10 protein-coding genes are annotated in these 12,105 nt (G+C 51.2%); 5 read left to right on the top strand and 5 right to left on the bottom strand.

Going from position 1 to position 12,105, the window contains the following annotated elements:
- The first annotated feature begins 99 nt into the window (after positions 1–99).
- The gene (locus tag M0220_RS14230) at positions 100–963 is read left to right on the top strand and encodes an alpha/beta hydrolase (RefSeq protein WP_264018033.1); all 864 of its coding nucleotides are present in this window, start codon (positions 100–102) and stop codon (positions 961–963) included.
- Here the strand turns inward: M0220_RS14230 and M0220_RS14225 are convergent.
- From M0220_RS14225 to alr, 3 genes are all read right to left on the bottom strand, one after another.
- Positions 954–1,901 carry an ABC transporter substrate-binding protein gene (locus M0220_RS14225; RefSeq protein WP_264018032.1) on the bottom strand — a complete coding sequence of 316 codons (948 nt, stop codon included), beginning with the start codon at positions 1,899–1,901 and terminating at the stop codon, positions 954–956. The genes M0220_RS14230 and M0220_RS14225 overlap by 10 nt on opposite strands.
- A 113-nt stretch (positions 1,902–2,014) precedes the next feature.
- Complete coding sequence (locus M0220_RS14220; RefSeq protein ID WP_264018031.1) at positions 2,015–2,986, bottom strand: GlxA family transcriptional regulator; 972 nt, start codon at positions 2,984–2,986, stop codon at positions 2,015–2,017.
- A gap of 254 nt (positions 2,987–3,240) precedes the next feature.
- On the bottom strand, positions 3,241–4,476 hold the full coding sequence (gene alr, locus M0220_RS14215) for an alanine racemase (protein ID WP_264018030.1): 1,236 nt from the start codon (positions 4,474–4,476) through the stop codon (positions 3,241–3,243).
- Positions 4,477–4,895: 419 nt separating this feature from the next.
- Here alr and M0220_RS14210 point away from each other — a divergent pair, with 419 nt between their 5' ends.
- Both M0220_RS14210 and M0220_RS14205 read left to right on the top strand, forming a co-directional pair.
- A complete protein-coding gene (locus tag M0220_RS14210; RefSeq protein ID WP_030072083.1) occupies positions 4,896–5,384 on the top strand; it encodes a pyridoxamine 5'-phosphate oxidase family protein in 489 nt (162 codons plus the stop codon).
- Between the two features lie 43 nt (positions 5,385–5,427).
- Positions 5,428–5,931, top strand: coding sequence for a CAP domain-containing protein (locus tag M0220_RS14205; RefSeq protein WP_232222365.1), 504 nt, complete (start codon positions 5,428–5,430; stop codon positions 5,929–5,931).
- 6 nt (positions 5,932–5,937) lie between these two features.
- On the opposite strand, the gene M0220_RS14200 is transcribed toward M0220_RS14205, so the two are convergent.
- Positions 5,938–6,411, bottom strand: a complete 474-nt coding sequence (locus tag M0220_RS14200; protein WP_264018029.1) for a CreA family protein — start codon at positions 6,409–6,411, stop codon at positions 5,938–5,940.
- A 176-nt stretch (positions 6,412–6,587) separates the two neighbouring features.
- Here M0220_RS14200 and M0220_RS14195 point away from each other — a divergent pair, with 176 nt between their 5' ends.
- Complete coding sequence (locus M0220_RS14195) at positions 6,588–7,688, top strand: ADP-ribosylglycohydrolase family protein (protein WP_264018028.1); 1,101 nt, start codon at positions 6,588–6,590, stop codon at positions 7,686–7,688.
- A gap of 14 nt (positions 7,689–7,702) precedes the next feature.
- Here the strand turns inward: M0220_RS14195 and ovoA are convergent, their stop codons facing one another.
- A complete protein-coding gene (gene ovoA / locus M0220_RS14190) occupies positions 7,703–9,850 on the bottom strand; it encodes a 5-histidylcysteine sulfoxide synthase (RefSeq protein WP_264018027.1) in 2,148 nt (715 codons plus the stop codon).
- Positions 9,851–10,524: 674 nt separating this feature from the next.
- On the opposite strand from ovoA, the gene M0220_RS14185 reads away from it, so the two are divergent.
- Positions 10,525–12,054 (top strand): sensor domain-containing diguanylate cyclase, encoded by a 1,530-nt coding sequence (locus M0220_RS14185; RefSeq protein WP_264018026.1) that lies wholly within the window; start codon positions 10,525–10,527, stop codon positions 12,052–12,054.
- The last annotated feature ends 51 nt before the right edge of the window (positions 12,055–12,105 follow it).

The following is a 12,105-nucleotide window of genomic DNA, read 5'->3' as shown; positions in this document are numbered from 1 at the left end:
CAATCCCGATGACATCAGGCGTGCTTAACGGCAGCGCCTGATTGTCAGTGAGAGACAGCCTCAAACCAACGCACTAACGACTTACTGGTGGAGCTGCTAATGGACATAAACGCTTTTATCGCCCGCTTCGATGCGGGCTTAAAAGATATCGAAAATGGCTCTCCTGCAGTGGCACGCCAGCGTTACGATCATTTATGCCAAACGTTTGCGCCGCCTAATCCGTCAGGCATGACAATCACCGACAAAACCTGGAAAAGCCTAGCCCTCCGACACTTTATCCCTGCATCTGCTCAGTCTGGCCAAGTGCTATACATTCACGGGGGTGGATTTACCCTGGGGTCTATCGACAGCCATCATGGCGTTGCAGCAAGCCTTGCAGAGCAGCTAAAGCGCCACGTTATCAGTATCAGCTATTGCTTAGCGCCTGAAGCGAGCTACCACAACATGCTAGAAGAGTGCCTCAAAGTTGCTAAGGCTGCAAAGCCCATCGCAGTGGTAGGCGACAGTGCTGGCGGACGCATAGCTATAGATTTAGCGCCCTTACTGCATCGTTCTTTACTGCATCGTTCTTTATTGCATCGTTCTTTACTGGTGGGACTCATCTATCCGCCGGTCGGCAAATTAAATCAGCAAACACTGGGAGCCGATGCTCCGTTACTTAGCCGGCACGATGTTTTGTCACTCATCCCCTACTGCCCGTGGATTGACAACCACGTCGATACATTTCCACCGGAGATGCAGATTGAGGTTCTTTCAGTTGAGCACGACCCTTTAACCGCACCGCTTGAAAAAGCCATTGCCTCCTGGCGGAACAGCGGTATGCAGGTAGGCTATCGCTGTGCAAAAAACATGGTTCATGCGGCATTACATGCCCACGCTGACCTGCCTGAAATGCAAAGCGCTTGGCAAGATTTTTGCCAAGCGCTTAACAAACGGCTAACACAAAATAGTAGCTACTGGTAAGTCGAACGCACCGCCTGTATCGCGGGCTGCCCATCTCTAGCCATTACGCCATCCAGCCATGTCTCTACGGTGTCTAAATTAGCACTAATCCACTCAGAGGCTACCTCGTCAGCGGGAAGATCCTCATAGCTGTAGTGATGCACCCACGCGTTTTGATCCTCAATATCCACTACATATTGCGAAAGAAAACGGTGCAACTGGGGATCTTCCTCAGCCAAAATGGCCGGCACGATGGTCCAAACCGTGCTCTCAATTTGAGCGATGCCCGCCCCATCGGCATCATCCAGGTAAGCCATGTCGAAGCTGACGTTCATCCAGTGGGGCTCCCAACCAACAAACGTCACCCACTCTTCATTCGCCATCTTTTGCTCAGCCTGCGCCAACATAGCAGCAGTGGAGCTTTCACGCAGACGCCAATCTCCTAAGCCTACAATATCATTATCAATAGCCGCCAGAATGGCCGTGTTAATTCCGGTGCCCGCCTCGATGCCCTGAATTTCACCGTCAAAACGGTCACGGTAGGCATCCAGGTCGGCCACCGATGTCACGCCAGCATCATAAACATACTGAGGAACCACCAGACCTGAATTCGCCCCCTGGATATTGGAGACCAATTTTTCAATTTTATCGTCAGCAACCAGTGGCTCTACCATATCGGTTTGTACCGGATACCAGCCGCCCAAATAGACATCCACATCGTTGCGCGCTAGTCCCTCAAGAATCACGCTTACCGCCAAACCGCGCTGACTTGTTTGATAGCCCATCGCCTCCATCAACTGAGCTGCCACTTCGGATTTTACAGTGACACCTGGCCAGGGGGGGACGCCAAACCTTACTTCATCAAGGTCCGCTGCGGCTGGACCTGCCAACGCCAACACTGCCAATCCTGCGGTGCTAAGTGCCGACATGCCCTTCAAACCACCGAGTGCGTTCTTCATTATAGTGTCCTCTTTTGGCGATATACCTCACCAAGTTTGACTACTAGACAAGAATAGAAACGACACAAAGCGACATTACCTACGCACAAAACGACAACCATATCGTTCAACGCTCAGTTACCGGCCTGTTGGCGTGCTTCTATCGGTGAGCAGCCGAAGTGACCGCGGAACGCCCTGGCAAAGCTTGAACTAGAACTAAAACCGCAGGCTACCCCTATGGCAAGAACACTCATATCAGTTTCATTTAACAAGCGATGAGCACGATGAAGGCGAAGTTGCTGATACCACTGACGCGGCGACACGTTTAGGTACTGTTCAAAAAGTCGCTGCAATTGACGAGATGACACACCGCTTCGGTGGGCAATCTCGGCCATTGCAAGAGGCTCTTCTAAATGTCTCTCCATTAATGCAACGGCTTCCACTAAACGCCGGTTATGGGTACCTAACCGCTGCGCTAACGACATCCGCTGTTGGTCGCTGCGGCTGCGTAAACGCTCATGAATAAGTTGTTCAGAAACATCGACCGCCAGCTTGGAACCATGCCGTCTAGCGATTACTGCTAAGGCCATATCCATGGCGGCGGCACCGCCCGCACAGGAAAAACGCCGCTCCCCGATCTCAAATAATTCGTCGGACGTTTCAATCGTAGGAAAACGCTCACGGAAGACCGGCAAGCTCTCCCAGTGCAAGGTGATCCTCTCTCCCTTCAATAGTTGAGCAGCAGCTAAGATAAAGCCTCCGGTGTCCAACCCACCTAGGGCACAACCGGATTGATCAAGCCGGTGCAGCCATGAAATGAGCGCCCGGTCTAAATGGTCCTCAGGCTCAAAACCGCTACACACCGCCAACGAGGGCAAATCAAAACCACCCCCCATCGGCTGATCGGCTAATAGCGTCATGCCATTGCTTGCGGTAACAGGCTCACCATCACGGCTAAATAGCGTCCACTCAAACAAGGTTTGACCACTAATACGATTAGCAATTCGTAACGGTTCCACCGCAGAAAAAAACGCCATCATTGAAAAGCGCGGTAGCAATAAAAAACCGACGCGCTCAGGCAGTGGACCAGAATAGTGCAGGCGCAAAATAATTCCTCAATATCAGCGTTTGTTCTGCTATTGCTCACAGTTATCAGCGATTTAAATAAGCATGGTAACAACAATAAACAAGCGTTATCGGGGTATCACAATTATTGATAGCGCTGAGCGGCTTGGCTTAGTCAAACAGTGCCAAAAAGCCACCCCGCTCGAATAAGCGGGGTGGCTTGATAAACCATGCTAATTGGTCACAGTCTTTGCTAGAAAAATCACTCGCTATCGCTATTCATGTCACTTTCACTTTATTCGCTATCGCTTGGACGCAACACCTTCGGATTTGAGTTTCCCCACACCGTGTAAAGGTCGGCGAGTAACGCACTATTGAGGTCTTCAAGTTCACCAATGGTAATTCGCTCGTCACCCTGGAGTCCGTAAAGCACGACTTCATCACCCGGTGCCACTCCCTCCACATCCGTCACGTCTACCATGGTCGTGTTCATCGACACTCTTCCCATGACCGGCACTCGCTCACCGTTGACCAGTACAAATGCGGCGTCACTGAAAACACGCCGATAGCCGTCAGAATAACCGACGGGCAAATTCGCCAGTAGGCTATCGCGCTCCAACACCCTGACGTTATCGTAACCAACTCCGCTGCCTTGCGCGTAATCGTTGACCGACGCTACCCGCGTGCGAAACGACATCACCGGTTTAAACTGCTCATAATGAGGTAGATCGCCATACAGCAAGCCACCTGGGCGCACCATATCAAGGCGTGCTTCAGGCACTTCCATGGTGGCAAATGAATTGGCGGCATGCAGCGTTAGCGCATCTCGATCCAGGTTAGCCGTCTCGATTAACCAATCACTTTGCTCGTGAAACGCCTCTAGCCCTTGGCGAACAAAATCTTCATCTTCAAACGCGAAGTGGGTCATGATGCCCACCAGCTCCAACGATGCCAAGTCTTGAAGCTCTAACGCTTCCTGGCGTCCTGCTTCACTATCAAGCGCCATGCCGTTACGCCCCATACCGCCGGCATTCAGGCCCAAATGATAGCGCAGTGTTACCCCTGCCTCGGCTGCATCGCTGGATGCTTGCCGAGCGGCGGTTATATCCCCGAATAGCTCTTCCATACTGTAATCAAATGCACCGCGAACTTCTTCTGGTGTTGCACTGCGTACGCGCATTAAACGCCCATCGAAACCAGACGCCCGAACAACCCGCGCTTCTTCGTTACTCGCCACACCAATACAAGGAATACCTAACGCGATCACAGAAGGCATTAAATTCGCAATGCCATGACCATAAGCATCGGCCTTCATAATGGCGCAGAGATCCGCTTCTTCGCCAAGCAGTTCCTGAACACCACGAACGTTCCCTTCAAAAGCCGATTGCGAGATTTCCACCCAGGCATTGGCACTTAAGTGTTCTGGGCTATCAACTAGCAATGCTTGGTCACTGAGCAGCGGCGCCGCATAACTCGTACTGGTGATAGTGGCAGCAACGGCGGCAGCTAACAGGGTTAGTGGATATTTCATTATCAAATCCTTGATTAGTTTTCATTGTTAAGAACCCACTGCTCACACTAACCCGCCTTAATAATTCTTAACGATAGCGCGTGCCGCGTTTATTAAAAAAAGCAGTGCTAACACGCAATAAGGCTAGGCTTTCATCTGTTTGACACCCTCACCTCTCTCAGCTTGTGCTGCCGCTTTGCCACCCACTGATGGCGGTTGAAGTTTTTCTAAGTGACCATTTAAGCAGCGAAGAAACATCATGAGAAATTTGCTGACATCGACAATGGTGACTAGGCTGTTAGCAGGATTTGTACAAAAAGCTGCTTCACGTAAACAGCTTTCGTATAGATTCTTACCAACGATGATGAATCAGTATGTTGGTTGGCGATTATTAGCCTTCAACACGTAAATAGTCCTCAATACATAAGGAGTGTGACGCTATGTCCAGCCCGGAGCATAAGCAGAAAATCTGGAAGATGATTAAGGACATTAAGGTAGGTATGTTGGTAACGTTAGATAACGATGTACCACGAGCACGCCCCATGCATTTGGTTCAAGATGACTACGACGGAACGCTATGGTTTTTCACACGTCGTAGTGCCGAAAAGGTGTTTGAAACCGAAAGCGATCACGATGTATGCCTTAGCTTTTCCGATCAGGAAGATGGCGTTTATGTATCGCTTTCGGGTAAAGCTAACCTAATCGATAATCGCGAGCTGATTGAACGTTACTGGAACCCCTTTATTGCAGCGTGGTTCCCAGAGGGAAAAGATGACCCTGACGTAGCGCTACTAGAAGTTAACGTGCAGATGGGCGAGCACTGGAAGGCAAAAGAGAGCAAAGCCTTCCAGCTCTATGAAATAACCAAAGCCAATCTCAAAAAGGACGCTACCCCTAACCTGGGTGAAAATGAAAAATTCGGCGGCTAAAATAACCTCAAAGCGCCCAGCCTATTGGGCGCTTTCTAGTGCGATGACACTGATGCTAGTGGGCATCACCAGCGCATGGGCTGGTGATGGCCCTACCCCTAACGCACCCGATAAAGAGTGTGGACTTTCTACTCAGCAACAGGAAATGCTGGCGTTAGTTAACGAAGCACGCAGCCAAGCCCGACAGTGCGGCGATCAACAGTTTGCAGCAACAGAACCGCTGAGCTGGAACTGTAAGCTTGCAAGGGCTTCTCAACTACACGCCGAAGATATGGCAGAGAATGACTACGTTAGCCATACGTCTCCTGACGGTTCGGGTATAGAGCAGCGCATTAACAATCAGGGCTACCCATGGCAAGCGGTGGGTGAAAACATTGCAGCTGGTCAATTATCGGCTGCCGCCGTGGTAGAAGGCTGGCTAGAAAGCCCCGGCCATTGCAGCAACATTATGAACGCCACGTTCACAGAAATCGGCATGGCAAGTGCTCAGAATGCTGACTCACAGTTCACCACCTACTGGGCCCAGGCTTTAGGGAATGCCCGCTAGGGCTGCCTAAAACCCGCCATAGTGAACTGCTGAAATCGCATTCTTTGGCGATCCGTCAACAAGCTTGGTGCTGTAGGTCAAGTACACAAAGGTTTCAGTTTCAATATCGTGCATACGTACCACACGCATATTTTTGAAAAGAGCCGAGCGGCGCTGATTAAAGACCACTTCTTGCTCATCGACTTCGTTAGGGTCAAAAATCACCTCCCCCGTTTGCCGACAGGCAACACTCGCTTCACTGGCTTCTTCAGCCAAACCCACTGCGCCGGAAATCCCGCCTACCTGAGAGTAAGAGAGATAACAGGAAATACCTTGTACTTTCGGGTCATCGAAACGCTCTACTTCAATGGTACTGTTCGGGCCAATCAACCTGAACTCTGTTCGCACGCTGCCAATATGCGCATCCTGCGCCAATAGTGAAATGGGAATTGAAAACATCATAACCAGTGATGTAATGGCAACAGGTTTTAGAAAACGCATGAGGATGTCCTTAAAGGAATCAAAATAACAACAAGCCAAGAGCATACCTGATAACAACAACTTCAGTTCAGCCGTTAGACAGCCATGTCCATATACAGTCATCGAGGGTAGGAGCCGATATAGTAGGTTATCAGTGCAAAGACTTCCGCCAGTCCTCACCAACGTAAAGGCCCCTTATGACAAATGCCACGTTAATGACAAATACCGCGTTATCAAGAGCACGCGCTGCACTCAAGAACCTGTTTATTGGCGATGCATTAGCCATGCCCGTCCACTGGTTCTACAACGTTCACGATATTGACCGTGCCTTTCCAGACGGCATCACCACCTTTGAAGCGCCGCCTGAGTTTCACCCATCGTCGATCATGTCGATGCACTCCACCAGCAGCGGCGGCCGCAAGCGCTCCGGCAGCCCGCAGCCGGAGATCGTCGGCGACGTCATACTCAAGGGCAAACAAGGCTACTGGAATCGCCCGAATGTTCACTATCATCAGGGCATGCAACCCGGTGACAACACCCTGAATGCCCACTGTGCGTTAACCCTGATGCACAGCATGGCAGAAACTGATCAGCAGTATGACAGCGATACCTTTCTAAAGGCTTACATCCAGCTGATGACCGCCGAAACGCCCGCCCACCCGGATACCTACGCGGAATCCTACCATCGCGGTTTTTTTGCCAACCTGGAAAAAGGTTTGTCGCCCAAGCAATGTGGCGCCGTGACCCACGACACCCCGTCGATTGGCGGGCTGGTGACCATAGCGCCGCTGGTCATTGGTGAACGCTTGAAAGGCACCTCATTAGCGGATACCCGCAAACTTTGCCGTCAGCATCTCGCCCTGACCCACCCGGACACCTTCTTGGCGGACGTGTGTGATGCCTATGTGGCGCTGATCGATAACCTGCTGTTCAGAGATACGGACGACCACATAGAGGAAGCGCTGCTTAACGCCACCCGCAGCCTGGCAAAGCGTGAACTGACTACTCTGGTAAAAAGCCAGCATACCGAGCGAGAAGTGATTGGTGGGGTGCTATCAACGGCCTGCTATATCACCGATGCCTGGCCAGCCGTGCTCTATCTAGCGTGTAAACACCGCGATAACCCGATGAAAGCCTTGCAGATCAATGCTGAAGTGGGCGGTGACAACGTTCACAGAGGGGCCGTGCTGGGGGTCTTGCTGGGGTTGATCAACGCTGAGGCGGCTGATGAAGTTTTATATGCCCGATTAACCGAACAGGCGTCGATTAATCGGGCGATTGAATCCTTAGTAGGCTAAAGGCCTACAAAAGGCTAGGAGCGACGCTCCCAGAGGGTCACTTCCGAGAGACTATGCTGATATTTATGCATGGTCTCTCTGATCACAAAGGGCACCTTTTCAGGCTCGCTGATCATCCGGAAGTGAGGTTCGAGCAGTTCTTTCAGGCCTTCCAGGGTAGTGACATTTTCCCCGTCGCGCTTGAAGCCGCCAATCCACTCCTCCTTGGGCGTGTACTCTTCAAGCCAGGTATAGGGCGAGGCAATCATCAGAATGCCCCCGGCATTGATGCGCTCATGGATGCTCTGCAGAAACTGTGACGGCTTATACAAGCGATCGATCAGGTTGGCGGCCAGCACAAGGTCATAGCGGTTGAACTGCGGCTTGAGGTTACAGGCATCGCCCTGGTGGAAACTGACGCGCTCAGCTGAATCTTCCAGCCCCAGGCTTGCTAGGGTGCGCTCCTGATAGCTGACCAGCTCGCCTTCCTCTACGCGGGTATAGCGCAGCACTTTCTGCTCAGCCATTTCCACCCCTTGGCGGATAAAGTTAGCCGAGAAATCTACCCCATCCACGTGTTCAAACTCACGGGCCAACTCAAAGCTGGAACGCCCGCTGGCACAGCCCAGATCCAGGGCGCGAGCTTTCTGGCGACCAGCCATGCTGGCCAACGCCTTGTTGGCTAGCGCCTGTGGGAAGTTGGCAACCCCGAACCACTCATCGCCATAATGGAACTCAGCGTACTCGGCCATGCGGGCATCGCTTTCATAGTAGGCACTGGGCATCTTGACTTCGGCATCCGACACCACGTAACGGAAACCGGCGTGCTGGAAGAAATGGCGGCGGAACGCATAGCGGGCGCTGAGGCGCGTTTCGTTGCCACAGGAAATCCACGAACCACCCTTGATCAGGTTATGCTGGTTGTCAAAGGTCGGAGTAGTGAAATCATCGTACAGCGGATGAACATCAAAACCTGGGAATGGATAGGTCGGCGTCTCGATCCACTGCCAGACGTTGCCCACCACATCAAACCACTGGCCGTGCTGGAAGCGGGTCACCGGGCAGGAAGAAGCACCGTGATCCAGGTGCAGGTTGGCATTGGCAGGGGTATCGTTTTCCAGCTCGGAAACCCCGGCCTCCTCGGCCAGACGGTGCCACTCATCTTCGGTCGGCATGCGCACCGGCTGGCCGAGCTGTGCACTCTTCCAGTGACAGAACGCCTTGGCTTCGTGAAAGTTAACTTCTACCGGCCAATCCCAAGGCATTTCCACTTCTTCGGTCATCAGGCGCAGATGCCACTCGTTTTTCCACACCCAGAAGGTCGGGTGCGTTGCCTTGGCAAAGTTGCGCCAGCCCAGCCCCTCTTCTGACCAGAATTCATCGCTCAAATAGCCACCAGCCTCGACAAATTCGAGAAATTCACTGTTGCTGACCAGGAACTGGCTGGCCTTGAATTCGTCCACTTCAGCCTTGTGATGGCCGTACTCGTTATCCCAGCCGTAAAAGGCATCATCGAAATCCTTGCCCAGGGTGACTTCACCCCCCGGCACGGTAATCAGGCTGTTTTCCGGCGGCTCACCACTGATACGCACCGGCTCCCACTCTTTCTGATGGGTTACCAAATGGAGCAGCTGCTGGCGGATCAATACCGACGATGTTTCCAAGTGAATCCGCTCGTGCTCGATGCCCATTACAATCGGCCAGAAGGGGCTGTCCCAACCGATTGGAAGCGAAAGCGGCAACTCACGAATCAGCTGCAATACCGCAGCGCGCACCTTGCCACGATAGGCCATGACCTCATCCACCGACGGCCATTCGTAGTGATCCTCGTTGAGGTCATCCCAGCTCATTTCATCAACGCCCACAGCAAAAATAGACTCCATATTCGGGTCTATCCGCGTAGGCAGCAGTTTGGCTAGCACCAGCTTGTTGACGAAGAAGGTAGCGGTATGCCCGAGGTAAAAAATCAGTGGATGCCGTAAGGGGATTGACTTGCGAATATAGGATTCTTCGCTGACCAGAGTGGTAAACAGCGACTCGTAGCGGTCGAAGGTCGCGGTAAAGCAGGCCTCGATTTCTCTACGCGTTGCGTCAGGATCGCTACCTGCAAGCATCACGGTGCGTGGAAAAAGGTCAGGTAATGTCGATGCTGGTAATTCGGAGAGGGAGCTTGGGGAAGTCATAGTTAAGAATGCCTTTTATCTTTAAACGATGATGGTTTTTTATGACAGTTCTTTTACAGAAGCCCTGGCTCAGCATAAAACTTGGACGCTAGCAACTGGCGTTCTTACCACGCTCACCAATTTCACCAGCTACCGCACTTCATTAAACTCGTCGCATCTCCGTTGCAACCGCTGAACTTAGGGCTAATAAAATTCAATAGCCAAATCGTTAAAAACCAAAACTTAGACAAAAGCTACCACTAGTTGTACAAAAAAGCTCTAAAACCAGCAAATATTTTACGTTAGCGTTTGTAGGGGCTTGGTTAGGGTCAGGGTTTCGAAAGGTTGCATCATAGGCCCTGCCATGTCAGGAAGCTCGGGAGCGCTATCCTTACGGCAGGCAATACAGGTGGCATTGCCATCACTGATAGTGACCGATCTTATGCGGGATTCTATCCGGTTGTATCAGATAGGAACAAACACTGACCACGGGAGATACGGTTGCTCCCCCATGAATCGACGCGGCTATTCACGCCGCTACTAAATAATGCGTGCATCAAACTCAAAAACATCAAAAGAGTGCTGCCTCTGCCTACCCTCTTTTGCACTTATAGCCTATGCTGTAAAACAACTGTTTGATTATAAAAACTATAAAGTACTTACCTCACTAGCCGCACGACCAAAAGGGAGTTGCTATGCTGGCTATTCAACCAACCGACTACAGTGCTCAACTATCGCTTAGCTCTCCACTACCGGACTTTATCCGACAAAATCTCGAAGGCTGTGCATCACTGCCTACACTCCCTTCTGTCGCTATGAATGTTCTCGCCACTGCAAGATCTCCACATGCTAATGTCAAAGCCTACGCGGATGCTATTGAGAACGATCCGGTTCTCACTACACGCCTGTTGGCGTTAGCAAATAGTGCCTACTATGCACGCAGCGCTCCGCCCATCAGTAGCTGCCAAGAAGCGGTGGCTTGTATTGGGCTAGACACTACCTTAGCAGCCACCCTTAGCTTCAGCCTATTTCGTCAGAAAGGGGCAAATGCATATCTACAAAGAGTTTGGAGTCGCTCGCTCATTGCTGCCATCGCCTCACGTTATCTTGCGGATCGCTTGTGCCGATCAAAAAAAGGGTTCGTTTTCACAGCTGCCCTTTTGCAAGATATTGGGGTGTTAGCCCTAGAGTCTCTTTATCCAGATGAAATGGAGAGTGTCTATGAAACGCCGATGGTCTTTCATCCTGAGCTGAGTCATAACGAGCAAGTGCTATTCGGTTGTGATCATGCCGTTGTGGGTGCTTGGCTTGCGGCCAAATGGGGAGTTCCCACTACCATTGCAGAAGCTATTCAGACAAGTCACCTAGACTTCTCCGCGACATCAGCGGAGCAATTATGCATCCGGCTATCTGGGCATATTGCTGATGCTTGGCTCTCACCAGCGCCAGCACAAGCGCTGGTAACCCTGATGAGAAAATTGGAAGGCCACCAGTTAGTAGAGCATATAGAACTGGGAGAGCTTCTGAACAATATTGAGACACAGCTTCCCAGCCTAGCCAATATTCTCGATATTACAGCCCCTACCCAGCGCGATAATGAAGCGCTACTGGCAGAGGCTCAGCAACTTTTGTTTGAGCAAACCCTAGATTTGAGAGCACGCTTAGATCAACAGCAAAAAGAACTGGCCCAACTCCTTGAGCGACAAAACGATCTAGAGTCACGGAGCCGCACCGACTCACTTACAGGAATCGTCAATCGGGGATGGTTAGAGGAGCAGTTAGATAAGCGGTTTCAGAAATGCCGGGAAGATGATGGTGCGCTTTCAATCATATTTATAGATATTGATCACTTTAAAACCATCAATGATCAGTTTGGTCACGCTGCCGGAGATAGGGTGCTGGTGAGTTTTGCTAAGCTTCTCAATGCAAGTGTTCGCGATGGCGACCTTGCAGGCCGTTACGGCGGTGAAGAGTTTATGGCTATATTACCTGGAGAAAACGCAAACGGAGCCAGAAAATTTGCCCAACGTGTTGCCTATCGGCTTCAAAAACAACCAATGGCATCGTGTGAAGACCGTCCAATTTATGTGACTGTCTCTATCGGTATTGCCTGTCTAGAAGATGGAGGGTTTGCCAGTGCGTCTGAGCTCGTTAATGCCGCTGACCAAAGCATGTACTTTATTAAACATAATGGTCGTAGTGGTATTGCCGTATACGGACGTTAAATCTAAAACATCGACATTGACCAAGTAGTACCATACTGGCTGTTACTTCCA

This window comes from Halomonas qinghailakensis (genome assembly GCF_025820815.1).
Lineage (GTDB): Bacteria > Pseudomonadota > Gammaproteobacteria > Pseudomonadales > Halomonadaceae > Vreelandella > Vreelandella qaidamensis.
This window is presented reverse-complemented; position numbering and strand designations above follow the sequence as displayed.